The sequence below is a fragment of the Streptosporangium sp. CA-115845 genome (assembly GCF_050943795.1).
Lineage (GTDB): Bacteria > Actinomycetota > Actinomycetes > Streptosporangiales > Streptosporangiaceae > Streptosporangium.
Genome location: NZ_CP191988.1, coordinates 8,058,842 through 8,076,166, shown reverse-complemented (window position 1 = coordinate 8,076,166; position 17,325 = coordinate 8,058,842). Strand labels below are relative to the sequence as shown.

At 70.9% G+C, this 17,325-nt stretch carries 12 protein-coding genes; 3 read left to right on the top strand and 9 right to left on the bottom strand.

The window, feature by feature from the left end; all coding sequences use genetic code 11:
* The first annotated feature begins 330 nt into the window (after positions 1-330).
* Positions 331-3,261 (top strand): glycosyl hydrolase, encoded by a 2,931-nt coding sequence (locus ACQP0P_RS38570; RefSeq protein ID WP_433365303.1) that lies wholly within the window; start codon positions 331-333, stop codon positions 3,259-3,261.
* Positions 3,262-3,298: 37 nt separating this feature from the next.
* On the opposite strand, the gene ACQP0P_RS38565 is transcribed toward ACQP0P_RS38570, so the two are convergent.
* On the bottom strand, positions 3,299-4,270 hold the full coding sequence (locus tag ACQP0P_RS38565; RefSeq protein ID WP_433365300.1) for an SCO6745 family protein: 972 nt from the start codon (positions 4,268-4,270) through the stop codon (positions 3,299-3,301).
* 500 nt (positions 4,271-4,770) lie between these two features.
* Here ACQP0P_RS38565 and ACQP0P_RS38560 point away from each other — a divergent pair, with 500 nt between their 5' ends.
* Both ACQP0P_RS38560 and ACQP0P_RS38555 read left to right on the top strand, forming a co-directional pair.
* Entirely contained in the window at positions 4,771-5,241 is a 471-nt protein-coding gene (locus tag ACQP0P_RS38560) for an ATP-binding protein (protein ID WP_433365297.1), read from the top strand.
* Positions 5,242-5,628: 387 nt separating this feature from the next.
* Positions 5,629-6,798 carry a M20 metallopeptidase family protein gene (locus tag ACQP0P_RS38555; protein ID WP_433365294.1) on the top strand — a complete coding sequence of 390 codons (1,170 nt, stop codon included), beginning with the start codon at positions 5,629-5,631 and terminating at the stop codon, positions 6,796-6,798.
* A gap of 41 nt (positions 6,799-6,839) precedes the next feature.
* On the opposite strand, the gene ACQP0P_RS38550 is transcribed toward ACQP0P_RS38555, so the two are convergent.
* From ACQP0P_RS38550 to ACQP0P_RS38515, 8 genes are all read right to left on the bottom strand, one after another.
* Positions 6,840-7,805 carry a D-isomer specific 2-hydroxyacid dehydrogenase family protein gene (locus tag ACQP0P_RS38550; protein ID WP_433365292.1) on the bottom strand — a complete coding sequence of 322 codons (966 nt, stop codon included), beginning with the start codon at positions 7,803-7,805 and terminating at the stop codon, positions 6,840-6,842.
* A 250-nt stretch (positions 7,806-8,055) separates the two neighbouring features.
* A complete protein-coding gene (locus ACQP0P_RS38545) occupies positions 8,056-9,315 on the bottom strand; it encodes an NAD(P)/FAD-dependent oxidoreductase (protein ID WP_433365289.1) in 1,260 nt (419 codons plus the stop codon).
* The gene (locus ACQP0P_RS38540; RefSeq protein WP_433365287.1) at positions 9,312-10,730 is read right to left on the bottom strand and encodes an NAD(P)/FAD-dependent oxidoreductase; all 1,419 of its coding nucleotides are present in this window, start codon (positions 10,728-10,730) and stop codon (positions 9,312-9,314) included. Before ACQP0P_RS38540 ends, ACQP0P_RS38545 begins: the two co-directional genes overlap by 4 nt.
* Positions 10,727-12,160, bottom strand: coding sequence for an FGGY family carbohydrate kinase (locus ACQP0P_RS38535; protein ID WP_433365284.1), 1,434 nt, complete (start codon positions 12,158-12,160; stop codon positions 10,727-10,729). Before ACQP0P_RS38535 ends, ACQP0P_RS38540 begins: the two co-directional genes overlap by 4 nt.
* A complete protein-coding gene (locus ACQP0P_RS38530; RefSeq protein ID WP_433365281.1) occupies positions 12,157-13,704 on the bottom strand; it encodes an amino acid permease in 1,548 nt (515 codons plus the stop codon). The genes ACQP0P_RS38535 and ACQP0P_RS38530 overlap by 4 nt, the downstream gene beginning before the upstream one ends.
* A 103-nt stretch (positions 13,705-13,807) precedes the next feature.
* The gene (locus tag ACQP0P_RS38525; protein ID WP_433365278.1) at positions 13,808-14,575 is read right to left on the bottom strand and encodes a DeoR/GlpR family DNA-binding transcription regulator; all 768 of its coding nucleotides are present in this window, start codon (positions 14,573-14,575) and stop codon (positions 13,808-13,810) included.
* Between the two features lie 251 nt (positions 14,576-14,826).
* Positions 14,827-15,765 carry a formylglycine-generating enzyme family protein gene (locus ACQP0P_RS38520; RefSeq protein WP_433365275.1) on the bottom strand — a complete coding sequence of 313 codons (939 nt, stop codon included), beginning with the start codon at positions 15,763-15,765 and terminating at the stop codon, positions 14,827-14,829.
* A gap of 148 nt (positions 15,766-15,913) precedes the next feature.
* Positions 15,914-17,308 (bottom strand): sulfatase-like hydrolase/transferase, encoded by a 1,395-nt coding sequence (locus ACQP0P_RS38515; protein ID WP_433365272.1) that lies wholly within the window; start codon positions 17,306-17,308, stop codon positions 15,914-15,916.
* Between the last annotated feature and the right edge of the window lie 17 nt (positions 17,309-17,325).

Sequence of the window (17,325 nt, the reverse complement as noted above, 5' to 3'; positions counted from 1 at the left end):
GCGGGGGGTGGAAGCGGGTGTGGCCAAGGGCTGATCGGCCCTGGATGTCGATCAGTTCTGAGAGCGCTCTCAGAACAGGGTAGGTCCATTCCTTGATCGTTGGCCAGCGGGTCGATGTGCCACCTTCGGGTGCCTGGTGCGGGTGTCGTGCGATGGAACGCCCTGTTTTCTGGGCCTATGCCGTCCCGCCTGCATATCTGCTCTTTACTTATTCGTTACCAACGCGAAACGTTGACTGCTGTGACGCGGGCCGTTACTTTGCGGTGAGAGAGCGCTCTCTCATGCCGGTCCGCTTCGGAGCCCGACTCCTCTCCCCGGAGGCACCCCCCAATGGATCCCTCGAACCGGACCACGGGTCCGGACAATGCGCACCCCCGCGAAGGACGACTCGCCCACCGCATCCGGACCCGCCGCAGGCGCCTCGCCGCCGGCGTGGTCGTCGCGATGGTGGCCGGGCTGCTCGGCCTCGGCGCCGTCCACTCCGCCGAGGCCGCCACGGTCGGCGCCGGTAGCTATGCCGACACCCTCCCGGCCGGCCGCTCGCTGCCGACCGGCTGCGGCTCCCTCTCCACCAACCCCCGCCAGTGGGTGACGGCCAACGCCCCCGCCGGAGCCGTGCCCACCAACGACTGGTGGTCGTCGATCCTGTTCAAGAAGACCGACTGCGCGTACGGCGAGCCGTTGCACGCCCACCCGATCTCCTACGACACCTTCGCCGGCGGCCTCGGCTTCTCCTACAACACCACCCCGCAGATCAGTGGCACCGCCACCGGGGTGGGGGAGTACCACTACCCGTACGTCGAGAACATCAGGGTCGGTGTCGCGGGCCTGAACTCGCCGGACGTCAAGGTCGACGGCTGGAGCGACTGGACCGTCACCCCGTACTGGAGCGGTGGCGGCCGGACCATGAAGGCCACCATCGGCCACGGCCTGCCGTTCGCCTACTTCCAGATCACCGGCGGTGACGCGCAGATCACCGCGGCCGGCACCCCCTCGGTCTGGTCCAACAGCGGTGCCACCATCGGCTTCACCGCGGGCGGCCGCGACTACGTCGCCTACGCCCCGACCGGCGCGACCTGGTCGGTGAGCGGCACGACGATCAGCTCGTCCCTGGCGGGCAAGGGCTTCTTCTCGGTGGCGGCGCTGCCCGCCGGCGGCGACCGCGTGGCCCTGGCGAACACCTACGGCCAGTACGCGCACGCGCACGTCACCGGCACCCAGGTCTCGTACTCCTACGCGCCGTCCAACAGCACGCTCACCACGACGTACGCCTTCACCACCACGGCCAGGCAGGGCAGCGCGACCGGTACGGTCATCGCGCTCTACCCGCACCAGTGGAACCACCTGACCGGCTCGACGCCGCTGGCGCAGACCTACGTCTCGGCGCGCGGCCAGATGAAGATCGTCACCGGTACGCAGTTCAGGACGTCGATGAAGTACACCGGCGTGCTGCCCGAGGTCCCCGCGGTGGCCGACAACTCGGGTGCCGATCTCACCACGATCACCAACCACCTCAACGCCGAACTCGGCAACCCGATGGACATCCGCGGCGACGACACCTACTGGACGGGCAAGGGACTGGGCAGGGCCGCCCGCATCGCGGAGATCGCCGACCAGCTCAACCTGACGTCGGTGCGCACCGCCGCGCTGAACGCCATCCGCAGCCGCCTCAACGACTGGTTCACCGCCTCGCCCGGCAAGACCACCCGGGTCTTCTACTACAACCCGGCCTGGGGGACCCTGCTCGGCTACCCGGCCTCGTACGGCTCCGACCTGGAGCTCAACGACCACCACTTCCACTACGGCTACTACATCGCCGCCGCCGCGACCCTGGCCAAGTTCGACCCCGACTGGGCGAAGACCAGCCAGTACGGCGGCATGGTGGACCTGCTGATCCGCGACGCCAACAACTACGACCGCAACGACACCCGCTTCCCCTACCTGCGTGACTTCGACATCTACGCGGGCCACGACTGGGCGGCCGGGCACGGATCGTTCGGCTCGGGCAACAACCAGGAGTCCTCGTCGGAGGGCATGAACTTCGCCAACGCCCTCATCCAGTGGGGACAGGCCACCGGCAACACCGCGGTCCGCGACGCGGGCATCTACATCTACACGACCCAGAACGCGGCGATCCAGGAGTACTGGTTCGACGTGCGCGACCAGAACTTCCCCGCCGCCTTCGGCCACAGCACCGTCGGCATGGTCTGGGGCTCCGGCGCCGCCTACGCCACCTGGTTCAGCGCCGAGCCGGAGATGATCCAGGGCATCAACATGCTCCCGGTCACCGGCGGGCACTTCTACCTGGGCGACAACCCCGGCTACGTGACCACCAACTACAACGAGCTGACCCGTAACAACGGCGGCCCGCCCACCGTGTGGCAGGACATCATCTGGGAGTTCCTCGCCCTGGGCAACGGCGACACGGCACTGGCGAACCTCAGGGCCAACGGCGGCTTCACCCCGGAGGAGGGGGAGAGCAGGGCCCACACCTTCCACTGGATCCGCAACCTGGCCGCTCTCGGCAACGTGGACAACTCGGTGACCGCCAACCACCCGCTGGCCAAGGTGTTCAGCAAGAACGGCGCCCGGACCTACGTCGCGTCCAACATCACCGGCAGCGCGATCACGGTGACCTTCTCCAACGGCACGACGCTCAACGTGCCCGCGGGCAAGACCGTCACCTCGGGAGCCCTCACCTGGAGCGGCGGCAACGCCGGCGGAGGCAGCACCGGCCCCGACCCGACTCCCACGCCCACCCCGACCCCGACCCCGACCCCGACGGTGGGCCCCTTCACCGCGACGCGCTACCTGCAGTCCGGCGGCGGGCTGCCGGGCACCGCGGGCACCGCGGGCACCGTCACGCTGGCCGCCGCCAACGGCAACCGCGACGGTATCCCGACCAACGCGCAGGTCTTCACGGCGACCGGCCTCACCGGCACCTACAACGGCGGCTCCACCACGTTCGACCTCTTCGTGGACGCGGGCACCACGGTCGCCAACGGCACCCAGATCCGCGTCTCCTACGACCTGACCGGCAACGGGAGCTGGGACAGGGTGGAGACCTACGCCTACTTCGCCACCGACCCGGTGACGGGCTGGGAGCACTACACGCAGGGCGCGGGGCCGCAGTCCGCCTCGGGGGCGCTCGGCAACCTGTCGGGAGGCCAGGTGAAGGTCGAGGTCTGGAGCGCCATCGGCAACGGCACCACCGCCCTCGGCGTCGGCAACCAGTCCCTCGTACGGCTGCCGTTCAGCTGATCCGTGACGGGGCGGCGGGCCTCCCGCCGCCCAGACCTCAGCTGATCTTCGAGGGGAAGGCCGGGAGCGAGAGCTCCCGGCCGTTCTCGCCTCCGGACGGCAGGGGCAGGCCGATCGGGCTCAGCGTCGGCGGGATGCCCGCCTTCACGACGGCCTCGGTCAGCGGGTGGAGCAGCCGGGCGAGGGCGGAGGTCCGCTCGTCACCGAGGGCCCGCCAGGGGCCGGCCGCGGCCTCGTCGGTCAGCCGTTCGATCCGCGCGCGCACCCGGGTGCCCTCGGCGGTGAGGGCGCCGGAGGCGTCGACCCATCCGCGCTCGCGCAGGGCGGCGGCACCGGACTCCCACTCCTCGTCCGGCCAGGGGCGTGCCACGCGCAGCAGGTCCAGGTCCGTCTCACCGGCGGCGACCTTGAGCAGGTGGGCCTGGATCGGGGAGACGCCGTGGGCGACGAGCGCGGCCACGTGCCCGTCTCCCCGGTGCTCGCGCAGCGTGGTCGCGGCCTGCCAGAGCAGCAGGTGCGGCTCGTCCGGTGCCGGCAGTGCCTGGTTGGCCGCGCTCAGCACCCGGCCCGCGGTGTCGGCGAGCCGGGCGGCCTGCCAGGCGAGGTCGGCCGCCGCGCGCAGGTCGTCCGGGCCGGCCACCTCGTCGGTGAGCAGGTTCCGCAGCGCCGCCCTCGCCCCGTCGAGCCGGGCGCGGAGCACGTCGCCGGGAGTAGCGAACGTCCACGCGTCGGGGAGTGCCCTGGAGACCTTGGCCGGGGGGAAGCCGTGGAAGGCGGCCGTGACGACGTCGGGGCCGACCGGTCCGAGTGGTGCCGCCCTGGTCGCGAAGTACCCCATCCAGAAGCCGCGCATGCCGACTGCGTCGGACGCCGCCCGAGCCTCCGGGGCGAAGTAGGTGACGGCGTGCAGAGGCTCCAGCAGCTGCCACATGACACGCGGAACGTTCGGTTCGTGCTCCGGCACGGTCTCACACCCTGTCTCATGGATCCTGGCGGATCGGCTGTGCATGTTCATACGGTACTCGGCGAAATGACCATTGATCCCCCTGTGCGAGAGCCGCCCATCTGGTCCGAACCCTGACCTGATCAGCGAAGACAAGTCATCCCACCCGTAAGGTTGGGCCTTCTCGAAGGGGCGGCGGGCGGGTTGTCAGGAGCTCGGAGCGAATTGTGATTTTCAGCTGCCGCACCTTCCGGTGCCACGGTCGTGTCCGATCGCCCAGCCCTCCGGGCGGGCGGAGAACGGCACGTGTCGGCCACGAGGAGTGATGTCGAGAATCCTGGGCGTCATGGCCGGGCCGGTGACCGGCGTCGCCGCCGTGGCCACGGGCGCGCGGGCATCCGTCCCCAGCCGATGGGACCGCGCTCCTCGTTCGCGCGGTATCCGATGAAGTGAATTTTCCTCACTTTTGCGACATGGGGCGGAAACAATTAGGGCGAAATCAATTCACAGATGCGGTTAGATGTTCTACCTTTGTTGTGGGAGCGCTCCCACGAGAAGGAGGCGCAGTGTCTCTCCACCACAACTCATCCGCGGCGTACCTTGACGCCGTCCCCGAGTACGCGGCCGAGTGCCTGCTGTCCGCCGCCCCGTCAAGCGTGCGTGATGCCCGCTCGATGGTTCGCCGGGAGCTCTCCCTGTGGGGTGTGGACGACCTCATAGACGACTGCGTGCTGGTCGTCAGCGAGCTGGTCACCAACGCCGTCAAGCACGGTGGTGCCGCGTGCGCACTGCGCATCCGCGGCGGCGGCGGGGGCCTGGTCCACGGCGAGCTCTTCGACCCCGGGGCGGGTGCGCCCCGGGTGTGCGCCCGCGACATGGAGGCCACCGGTGGCAGGGGCCTGCAGATCGTCGACGCCCTCGCCGACGACTGGGGCGTCACGCACTCCTCCTCGGGGGGCAAGACCGTCTGGTTCGTCCTCAGCCTCCCCGAACCCGTCCGCCCTCATCCCACCGGCATCCCGGCCCTGCGGCTCTAGCGGCATCCCGTTCCCCCGCCGAGCCTTCGACCTCGAACGAGGCTCCCGCGCCGGAAGCGGGGGGTACGGCACCCGGGCCGGGCGTGCGGGCGTCGTGACAGGCGACGCGGATGGTGAGGCGGATGGTGAGGCGGCCGGTGGCCCGTCCAGGGATCCTCGCCTCACGGGATGAGCCGCGCCGTGCCCGCCGGGACCCTACCGGCGGTTCGGAGTGGTTCAGGAGGTTCAGGAGGGTATGACGAGTCTTGTCGTGCCCGATGGCCGGGCTGGCGACCACAGAGGAGTCTTCGATGAATTCGCACCCGCCCGGCAGGCCCGCCGTGGCCCGTGCGCTCGGCGGGGAGGACGCATGAGGGGTGGCCACCCCCGCGGTCTCGGGGAGAGAGCGTGAGCGAGATCGGCGCGCGGCTCCGCGACGCGCTCCACGCCGAGCTGCCCGCCGCCCTCCGGCTGCGGCGGGAACTGCACGCCGAGCCGTGCCTGTCCGGCCAGGAGGAGCCGACGCTCAAACGGGTGCTGGACGCGCTGCCCGAGGGCAGCGCGATGGAGCGGGTGGCCGGGACCGGCGCGCTCCTCCGGGTCGGCGGCGACGGCCCGGCCGTCGGAGTGCGCGGAGAGCTGGACGCCCTGCCGATCCCCGAGGAGACGGGGGTGCCCTGGGCCTCGCGGAACGGTGCCATGCACGCCTGCGGCCATGACGTCCACCTTGCCGCCCTGGTCGCGCTGACCAGGGCGGTCGACCACGTGAAGGCGCCGGCGCCGATGATCGCGGTGCTGCAGCCCCGCGAGGAGGGTCCCCCCTCCGGCGCCCGTGACATCGTCGAGTCGGGCGCGCTCCAGCGGAACCAGGTCGGCGCCATGATCGCGGCACACGTCCAGCCGGTGCTCGAAGCCGGTCAGACGGCCTGCACCCCCGGCGCGGTCAACGCCTCCGCGGACCAGTTCACGGTCATCGTCAGGGGCCATGGCGGGCACGCGGCCTATCCCCACCTGGCCCGCGACCCGATCCTGGCACTCGCCCAGATCATCGTGGCCGCCCAGCAACTGGTCAGCCGCGACGCCGACCCGATGACGCCGACGGTGGTCACCTTCGGGACCGTGGCGGCGGGCAGCGCTCCGAACGCGATTCCAGGGCAGGCCGCCGCCCGCGGCACCATCCGGACGATGTCGGAGTCCTGGCGCCGGCAGTTGCACCACCGCTTCCACGAGCTCGCCGAGGGCATAGCCCGCGCCTACGGCTGCGAGGCGGAGATGCGGATCATCTACGGGGATCCGGTGCTCGTCAACGACGCCCGCCTCGCCGAGGAGACCGGCTGCATCCTCGTCGACTACGCCCACCACATGCCCGCCACGCTGCGCTCCTGCGGTGCCGATGACTTCGCCCACTTCGCGTCGGTCGTGCCGTCGCTGATGCTGTTCGTGGGCACCGACACGGAGGCGGGACTGCACAGCCCGTACTTCCTGCCCGGAGACGAGACGGTGTGGGCGCTCGCCGAGAGCCTGCTGGCCGGCTACCTCGGCGCCGCGCAGGTGATCGGCGCGGGCGTGAGCCACTGACCGAACCACCCGGGCGGCGTGCCGCTCCGGTCGCGAGCCCGTCAGTATCCCGCGGCGGGATCGATGACCCCCTCCAGCGGAAGGCCCGCCCGCAGGTTGCGTACGTTCCGCTCGACCCGCTCGCAGAACATCCGGGTGACGTACTCGGCGGAGTCGGCGCAGTGCGAGGTGATGAGCACCCTGGGGTCGGTCCAGAGCGGGTGCCCCACGGGGAGCGGTTCGGGGTCCGTCACGTCCAGCCCGGCGGCGGAGATCGTCCCGGCGCGGAGGGCCTCGACGAGCGCGTCGGTCCGGATGTGCGCGCCGCGGGCGACGTTGACGACGACGGCGTGCGCCGGCAGCAGGGCCAGCTCGGCGGCGTCGACGATGTGGGTCGTCTCCGGCGTCAGGGCGAGGGCCAGCACCAGGATGTCGGTCTCCGGAAGCACGGCGGGCAGGGCCTCGGGCGGCAGCGTCTCCTCGGCGCCCTCGATGTTCTCCGCCCGGCGGCGGATCACCCGGATCCGGCACTCGAACGGCCGCAGGAGCCGGATGAGCTCGGTCGCTATACCGCCGCCGCCGAGGATCGTCACCCGCCGGCCGTGCAGGGACCTGGGATCGACCGAACACCAGCGGGGGGTGCGCGCCTGCCGGGCGAGGTTGCGCAGGCAGGCCAGCATCAGCATGAGCGCGTGCTCGCCGACCTGCCCGGCGAACGACCCCTTGGCGCAGCTGAAGACCACCGGGCGGTCGAGCACGCCGGACGCGGTGAATCTCTCCACCCCCGCCCAGGGGAACTGCACCCAGCCGATCCGGGGGTGGGCCTCCAGCGCCGAGCGGAGCAGTTCCGGCTCACCGGGGATGAGCCACACCAGGCCGTCCGCCTCGGTGAGCGGGACATTGACGCCGCCGCCGCCGGACACGGCCTCCTCGACCCTGAGGCGCAGGCGGTCGAGGTCGGGGGAGTTGGGACGGTCGTAGGCCGCCCCCGCCTCCGGAGACGGGGCTATCGCGATTCGGGCTTCCACAACAGACATTCTGTACGTGGCCCACCGGCCGGGTACCTCGGCCTCCCCCGGTCGTCACCGGATGGCCAGGGAGCCGGGACCGGTGTCGCACCCGGCCTCCCACCCTCGTCGTCTCGGGACGCCGATGGGGACAGCGCGGTCGGGGGCGGGATCTGTCATCCGGGCCTGTGCTGCTTGCGCTCCTCTGCGGTGAGTTCGCATCGCGAGCGGCCCCCGGCCGGGGGGCCGGGGGCCGCCTGCCGGGGATGTGTCAGGTCTCCACGCCGATGTGTACCGGACCGGCATCCGCCCTGACCGCGCTGAGGACACTCGTCGGGATACGGAACACCCGGCCGGGAGCCGCCGGCCACCACAGCCGCCTCCGTGCGATGACCCTTCCCCCCTGCCGGAGCACGATCCGGGGGAACGGGATGTAGCGGTCGCTCCACAGCAGCAGGCGGCGACGGGCCGGGGCCGGGTCCCCCGGACGGAAGATCTCCGGCGCCACCCAGCGGAAGGGCGCGTCGGCGACGAGACGCACCTGCTCGGCGGGCGCGCTCCTGCCGCGCAACCAGGCGATGACGGAGCGCGCGACATGGGCGCCGTCGATCGCCGCGATGTCCGCGGTGTCGACCGGGTGGAGCAGGTTGCCCACGGCGAACACGCCCGGCCTGTCGGTACGTAGCGCGTTGTCGACCAGCGGGCCGTTCGTGCCGGGGTCCATGGTGATTCCCGCCGCGCGCACCAGTTCGTGGTCGGGGATCCAGTCGCCGGTGAGGACGAGCGTGTCGCACTCGACGATCCGCCTGGCACCGGTGTCGATGTCCTCGATCTCGACGGCCCGCAGCTCCGGCCGGCCGATGACCTTCGTCACCCGGGTGCGGGTGGCGACCCTGGTACGGAAGAGGAGCCTGCCGGGGATGCTGAACAGGGAGTAGGAGTCCGGCCGGGGATACTCGGTGGTCATCAGGACGGTCCGGCAACCGGCCTCGCGCAGGGTCAGCGCGGCCGACCAGCTGACCAGCTCGGCGCCGACGACGACGGCTCTCCTGCCGACCTTCCCGTGCTGCAGGTGGACGAGATTCTGCAGGTGCCCGGTGGTGTAGACGCCGTGGGCGCGGTCTCCGGGGATGAGCCGGGCCGGTCGTGGGCGCTCCCGGGCACCGGTCGCCAGGATGACGGCCCGCGCCTCGACCCGGATGCGGCCCCGCGGGGTGGTGGCCTCGATCGTCCGGTCACCGGCCCAGTTCGTCACGGTGGCGTTCGTCAGGATCTTCGCACCGGCGGCCTCGGCCTGCCGGACGAGCCTCCTGGCGTAGGCGGGACCGCTCATGAAACGCCGCATGTCCCTGATCCCGTAGCCGGGATGGTCGCTGTGCCGGGGGATGCCTCCGGCCGTGCTCTCCCGGTCGAGGACGAGGACGTCGCCGTTGATCCTCGGCGCGAGTTCACGGGCGGCGCTCAGCCCGGAGGGGCCGGCGCCGATGATGACGACGGCAGGGGTGAGGGTGGTGATGTCGCCGGATGTCATCGGCCGGCCTCCAGTGGTGCGTGGCGCTGCTCGCAGGCGCTCTCGCCCCTGCTCTTCAGCAGTTTCTTGATCTCGGCGCCGCAGAAGAACCCCTGGCAGCGCCCGTTCATCGCCCGGGTGCGGCGGCGCAGCCCCTCCAGGGTGGCCGGTGGGATCGGTGACCGGAAGGTGTCGCGGACCTCGCCGGCGGTCACCCGCTCGCAGAAGCAGACCACGTGGCCGTAGGCGGGGTCGGCGGCGATCCGGGCGGCGTCCTGGTACGGGCGGCTGAACGCCTCCCCGAGGTTGGGCATCCGGGGCGGCTCCGGCAGGTTCTCCCGTGCCACGAGCGCCAGCCCGGCGGCGCGGGCGAGGCCGGCGACGTGCTCGGCGATGGCGATGCCGGCGGTCAGGCCGGTCGAGCGGATCCCGCCGACCAGCACGTAGCGCCGCCCGGCGTCGGCCTCGATGAGGTAGTCGGGGTGGTCGCTCGCCGCGCGCAGGCCCGCGTAGGTCGCGGTGACCTCCTCAAGCAGCAGGTCGGGCATCAGCTTCTCGCCCTTGCCCAGCAGGAACTCGAACCCCTGCTCCGAGGTCCCGGTGTCGGTGCGGTCGACGAGGTCCTCGGCGGTGGGACCGAGCAGCACGTTGCCGTAGACGGTGGGGCTGATCAGCACGCCCTTGCCGCGCGAGCTGGGCACCGGCAGAATGATCTTGTTGACCATCGGGCGGGCGAGCTTGTCGTAGACCAGCAGCTCGCCGCGGCGCGGCGTGACCGTGAAACGGTCGTGGCCGAACAGCCGGTCGATGACGTCGGCGCCGAGCCCGGCCGCGTTGACCACCCAGCGGGCGTGCACATCCCCGCCGGAGGCGCGCAGCACCGTGCGGTCGCCGAGGTCCTCGACCGAGGTGACCGCCCGGTTCAGCAGCAGCGTCACACCGCGGCCGACCGCGTCCGTGGCCAGGGCGAGGTTGGTGGTCCAGGTGCAGATGATCGACTCGTCGGGAACGGTCAGGCCGCCCAGGGCGCCTTCCCCGAGGTGGGGAAGTTGCCGGTACACCTCCTCGGGGCCGACGATCTCCGTCTTGCCGTACCCGTTCTGCTCCGCCTTCCGGCGCAGGCCCGGCAGTGCGTCGAGCTCCTCGGCGGTCCAGGCCACCAGCAGCGCCCCGGTGTGCTCGACCGGGATGCCGGTCAGCTCGGCGTACTCCGACAGCAGCCGGTAGCCCTCGCGTACCAGCCGGGATTCGAGGGTGCCGGGTTTGGCGTCGAAACCGGTGTGCAGGATGGCGGTGTTCGCCTTGCTCGTGCCGTCGCCGACGTCGTCGCGCGCGTCGAGCAGCGCGACGCTCAGCTCGTAGCCGGCCAGCTTCCTGGCGATGGCCGAGCCGACGATGCCGGCACCGATCACCGCCACGTCGAACGTGGTGTTCATCGTGTTCCCTCCCGCGCCAGGGTGGCGTTGACCGCCTCCGCCCAGCGGGAGCGGAAGTCGGCCGCCTGATCAGCGGACCATCGGGGTTCGTAGGTCGTGCTGGGCTCCCACGGGTGGACCGCGTCCGCGAGGGAGAGCGACGGGTCGAGCGAGGCGCGGGCCAGCGCCACCGCCCCCATCGGGGTGGCGTGCTGGGAGGGGTAGACGTCGATCCGGATCCGCATCAGGTCGGCGACCGCCTGCATGAGGACCCTGCTCCGGGTGAGCCCGCCGTCCACCCGCAGCCGGGTCAGCGGCTGCCCGAGGTCGGCGGTGACGAGGTCGCCGAGCTCGGCGACCTGCGCCGCGATCCCCTGCAGTACGGCGAGCACGAGGTGCCCGGAACCGGTGGAGAGGGTCAGCCCGGAGAACGAGGCCTTGGCGTCGGGACGCCACCAGGGGGCCGCCAGGCCGGCCAGCGCCGGCACGCACAGCACCCCCTCGGCGTCCGCCGCCGCGACCACGTCCAGGTCCGCGGCACTACGGATGAAGCCGAGATCCTGGATCCACCGTACGGCGGAGGCGGCCGTGTAGACCTGGCCGTCGAAGCAGTACGAGGTCTCCCCCCGGACCCGCCAGGCGACCGAGGCGGCCAGGTGGGCGGTGGAGCGCGTGGCGGAGGTGCCGGTGTTGGCCAGCAGGAACGCGCCGGTGCCGAAGGTGCACTTCGCCTCTCCGGCGTGTCTGCAGTTCTCGGCGAGCAGGGCGGCCTGCTGGTCGACCACGAGTCCGCAGACGGGGACGTTCCCGCCGAACGCGGAGGTGTGGCCGACCACCTCGTCACAGGAGACGATGCGCGGCAGGCGCTCGGTGCCGAGCCCGAACAGCTCCAGCAGCTCCGGATCCCACCCGGCGTCGTCGAGCCGGGTGACCAGCGACCGGCTGGCCGTGGCGACGTCCGTGACGAACTCCCCGGTCAGATGGTGGATGATCCAGGAGTCGGAGGTGGTGACCACCCCTTCCCCCGTCACGTTCCGGCGCAGCCAGGCCATCTTCGGGGCGGAGAAGTACGGGTCCAGGATCAGCCCGGTGGTCGCGGCGATCCGGTCCTTGAACTCCTCCAGCTCCGCGCAGATGCTCTCCGAGCGGCGGTCCTGCCAGACGATGGCGTCCGAGAGGGGCTCGCCCGTGGCGGGGTCCCACGCCAGGACGGTCTCGCCCTGGTTCGCCAGCGTGACGGCGTCGATCCGCACCCCGGCCCGCGCGACGGCCTGGCGGCCGGCGTTGAGAACCGAGTCGAGCAGTTCCCTGGGGTTCTGCTCGACTCCGCCTCCGGGCAGGTAGGTGGGGCGGACCGGGACCTCGGCGAGGCCGAGCACCTCACCTCGGGCGTCGACGACGATCGCCTTGGTGCCGGATGTTCCCTGATCTATCGCCAGTACCGTGGTCACCGTCGGTGAGCCCCCTCCGAGTGCCTGCCCCTGGCCGTGTCCGAGGCGTCGACGGTCAGCTCCGCGTCGATGGAGTGCATGTCCGGCATCACCAGGCCCTTCGTGCCCCTGGTGAACAGCAGGTAGGCGAAGTACACGGCGCCGAGGGCGAGCATGAGGAGTACGTAGACCCACGACTCCACGAACGAGGAGTCACGGAAGAGCAGCAGCTCGAAGACGAGCCAGATCAGCGCGACGACGATCACCGGGATCTCCCAGCGGCCCAGGGCGAACCCCTTGCTCGGCGGCAGCGACTTCCGCTTGACCACGTACAGGGCGACGGTTCCGGTGTAGATGATCGCCGGCAGCAGGGTGGCGGCGGCGAACAGGCCGAAGAGGGCGTCGGTCCGGGTGGAGAAGACCGCCAGGATCAGCTCGCCGATGACGAACATGAAGACGGTGGCGTTCAGCGGGGTGCCGAAGCGCGGGGAGACCTTGCGCAGGCCCTGCCAGCCGGGGAAGCGCTGGTCGCGGGACATCGCCCAGACCAGCCGCACGCCGGTCATCAGGATCACCATGCCGCAGGCGAAGATCGCGATGACCACCAGCACGAGCAGACCCGTACCCACGATCGGGCCGAGCGACCGGCTGATCACGTCCGCGACCGGGGTTCCCGACTTGGCCAGCTCGACCGGGTCACCGGCGAGCAGGGTGACGGCGACGAGGAACAGGAAGCCGAGCACACCGGAGGCGAGAACCGCCTGCCACATGGCGCGGGGGACGACGCGGGCCGGGTCCTTGGTCTCCTCGGCGAGGTTGGCCGCCGACTCGAAACCGACGATGGTGAACGCGCCGAGCAGGAAGCCCAGCATCCACGGGCCGGCCGAGGTGAGGGTGCCCATGCTCAGGTAGCCCTCGGACGGGACGGCGCCGGTGCTGAACAGGTTGGCGAAGTTGACCTCCTTGGCGACGAATCCCACGATCAGCAGCAGCAGGACGAGGGCGATCATGCCGATCAGCTCCGCCGTCACGGCGAAGTTGTTGACCCGCTCGGTCCACTTCGTGGAGAGCCCGACCAGCAGCGCCTGGCACAGGATGACCACACTGGTGATCACCCAGGCGTTCAACGCGGTGCCCTCGTAGCTCAGCAGTACCGGCATCACGGTGGAGGCGATGGTGTAGTCCACCGCCACGACCACGACCGCGAGGAACGAGAACGAGACCCAGCCGATGATCCAGCCGAGGACGGGGTTGGCCAGCCGGGACATCCACTGGTAGGAGTACCCGGTCACCGGGATGCGTGCGGCCAGCGAGCCGAAGATGAAGGCGACGGCGAGCTGGCCGATGATCACGAGCGGCCAGGTCCAGATGCCGGCGGGTCCTGAGGTGTTCAGCACCGAGCCGTACGTGGTGAAGATGCCGGTGGCGATCGAGACGAAGGCGAACGCCACGGCGAACGAGGCGAAACGCCCGGTGCCGCGCTTCATCGCCTGCTTGTAACCAAATTCCTCAACACTTGCGCCGCTCTCCTGATTGCCCGGCGCGGGTGGTGAATACTGGGTCATGGACCTACAACTCCTGTGTTTCCTGTCAGATGGTGCATCGGCGTGGTGGGTCGAGCCGGGTGGCGTTGCCGCGCCGCCCGGCTCCTTCGACGGTGGGGAACGTTCAAGGCAGCACGATCACCCCGCCCTTGCGGGTGATCGCGTCCTGGATGCCGGAGGGCGGTTCCGCCTCGGTGATGAGACCGGTGAACTCGCTCACCTGGGCGACCCGGTGCCGGGCGACCAGGCCGAACTTGCTTGAGTCGGCGAGCACGTACGATCGCGTCGCGTTCCTGAGGATGATCTTCCGGACCGCGATCTCGTCCAGGTAGTAGTCGGTCAGGCCGGCCACCGCGTCCACCCCCCCGGAGCCGAGGAACGCGACGTCCGGGTTCAGGTCCGCGAAGAACGCCTGGGCCACCGAGTTGGAGAGCGCGAGGTCTCCGCCCCGGAGCCTGCCCCCGCAGACGAGGACCTCGACGCCGGGACGCTCGGAGAGCTCGGCGGCGACCAGCAGGGAACACGTGGCCACGGTCCCGGAGAAGTCGAGTGGCAGGGCTCTGGCGACCTGGACGGCGGTGGTCCCCACGTCGATCACCACGGTCTGGCCGGGGCGCACCAGCCCGGCGGCGGCACGGCCGATGCGCGTCTTGGCGTCCGCGGCGGTCCCGGTGCGTTCGGCGAAGGGAGCCTCCTCGCCGGCGGCCTGCCCGAGCGTGATGGTCGCGCCCCCGTGCACGCGAGACAGCCTCCCCTGGCGCTCAAGCGCCACGAAGTCACGGCGGATCGTCTCCGCTGACACGCCGAGCTCGTGCGCGAGGTCGTCGGTGCTGACGACGCGGGAGACCCGCAGTGCCTCCCCGATGCGCGCATGCCGCTCAGCGGGCAGCACGACTGCCCACTTTTGTGGAAGTTTGTGCATGCATGAGGGGGATTATGCTTTGATGTGGTTACCGAGTCAATACGTTGTGCTATCGGAGCGGAAAGCTTTGCCGGGGTTTCCGGTTGTCGAAGGCGATGTGGCTCCGCTGACCTCGGCTCACCAGGCGATCGCAGCGGGCATTCCCGGTCATCCGCGGGCATTCGACCGGTGACCCGGGCCGGAGGACGACAGACCCGCAGACCTACCGCGCTGCCGCCGGATCAGAGGTCGGCGGCGAGGCGGAAGCCGGTGTTGCCCGAGCTGCTGTCCGGAGTGTTGGAGCTCCGGGCGGCGACCCGGTAGCGGTTGCAGTAGGAGTCGTGGCACAGGTAGGAGCCGCCCCGGATCACCCGCGAGGTCCCGGTCTCGGGTCCGCGGGGATCCTCAAGCGGCCGGGAGAGATGGTCGGTGCCGAACCAGTCCGCGCACCACTCCCAGGCGTTGCCCACCATGTTGTGCAGGCCGTAGCCGTTGGGCCGGTACGACTTCACCGGCGCGGTGCCGAGATGCCCGTCCTCTCCGGTGTTGTGCGTGGGGAAGCGGCCCTGCCAGATGTTGCAGCGGTGCTGCCCGCGCGGGGTCAGCTCGTCGCCCCATGGGTATCGCGCCTGGTCCAGGCCACCCCGGGCGGCGTACTCCCACTCGGCCTCGGTCGGCAGCCTGCCGCCCGCCCAGGCGCAGTAGGCCGCCGCGTCCCGCCAGGAGACGTGCGTCACCGGGTGGTCCTGCCGGCCGTCGATCGTGCTGCCCGGACCCTGGGGCGCCTGCCAGCAGGCGCCCTCGATCACCAGCCACCAGGGGGTCTCGGCCGGGGAGGGCGCCCGCCGCCGGGCATCCGGCGCCACCAGCAGGTGGAAGACGTAGGACCAGCCGAACCGCTCGGCGTCCGTGACGTACCCGGTCGCCTTCACGAACGCGGCGAACCGCGCGTTGGTCACCGCGGTGCGCGCCAGCAGGAAGGGCCGCACCGTCACGGTCCTGATCGGCCCCTCCCCGTCGGCGGGGAACCCCTCGGCGTCGTCGGTCCCCATCCGGAACGCGCCGCCGTCCAGCCGGATGAGCCCGCTCGGCCGCCGGGGCGCGGCGACGGCGGCCACCGGCCGCGGTTCACGGCCGTCCTCGTCCCCGCCACGGCCAGGCGCGCAGCAGTGTCCGCTCATCTCAACACCTCCAGCGTGGAGACCCCGGGCCTCTCGCGTCGAGAGTACGGCCGTCGGGGGTGTGGCCGATCCTTCTTGATCGGCAAAGCCAAGGGGGTGGCCCCGGGCAGACGGGGCCACCCCTCGACAGCGGCGGGCGGGAAAGAGATCATTCCCACCAGATGCTGTCGGTGTCCGGGAAACGCCAGACCTCTTCCATGTTGTGCTGGGGAAGCTCCATGACCCGGAGCCCGGACTTCACCGGGTCCTCGTACCGGCCGAAGTACCTCTCCACCCGCCCGGTCAGCTCGGCGACGAGCTCCGCGTACCGGGGGTCGGCGTAGAGGTTGACCGTCTCGCGCGGGTCGGCGACCAGGTCGACCAACTCGGCGGGGCCGTCCGGGTAGCGCAGGGTGAGCTTGTGGGTCCTGGTCCGGATCATCCGCAGGTTCCCGTACTCGCCGTACACCTCCTCGGGCCACTCGGCCACGTGCCCCCCGCCCAGCAGCGGGGCGAAGCTGCGGCCCGGGTAGTCGCGCTCGGCGAGCGTCTCCGCGGGAAGGGAGACGCCGGTGTGCTCCAGGATGGTCTGGAACAGGTCGCAGTGGGTGACCATCTCCGTCCTGGACTGGTCACCGAGCAGCGCGCCCGGCTGGTTCAGGATGAGCGGCACCCGGATCGACTCCTCGACCATGTTGTATGGCTTGGTGCCGTTGCCCTTGCCCCAGATGCCGTGGTGCCCCATGTTCAGGCCGTGGTCGGAGGTGTAGACGACCAGCGTGTTCTCCCGCAGGCCCTGGGTCTCCAGCTCGTCGACGAGCCGGCCGACCTGCTCGTCCACCTCGGTCGCCGAGGCGTAGTACTGGGCCAGCGTCTCCCTGCGGTCCCGGCGGGAGGGCATCAGGGATTCCGAGGCCATCCGCCCGAACGGGTAGGTGGCGTCGTCGGGGATGTCGTCGAAGTCGCACCGGCGGTAGCGGGAGACGTACCGCTCTGGGCGGCCCTCCCACGGGCTGTGCGTGCTGACGTAGCCGACGTGCAGGAAGAAGGGCTTCTCCTCGTCGCGGGCACGGAGGAAGTCGATCGCCCGCTCGGTGACGGCGTGCCGGTTGTAGCCGCCTCGGAAGGCCGGGGAGTGCTCCCACGGGCTGTCGAGGTGCTCCTGGTTCGCGTGTTCGTCGGCGAGTTCGTACCAGAAGTCGAAACCGGGGGCACGCTCGAACGACCTGCCCAGGTGCCACTTGCCGGACAGCCCGGTGGTGTAGCCGTTGTCCCGCAGGATCTCCGGCAGGGTCAGCTCGTCGGCGATCCAGTTGCGCTGGTCCACCTCCGGATTCCACACGTTGAGATAGTCGTGTACCCCGTGCTGCGAGGAGAGCCTGCCGGTCAGGAAGGCCGCCCGCCCGGGGGAGCAGACCGGGGTGGGGGTGAAGGAGTTCTCCATCCGCACCCCGGTGGCGGCCAGGTAGTCCAGCGTCGGGGTCTGTACCTCCCGGTTGCCGTAACAGCCCAGCGCCCACTGCGCGTGGTCGTCGAGGAAGACGACGAGAACATTGGGACGCACCGGTCCTCCTGGTTGTG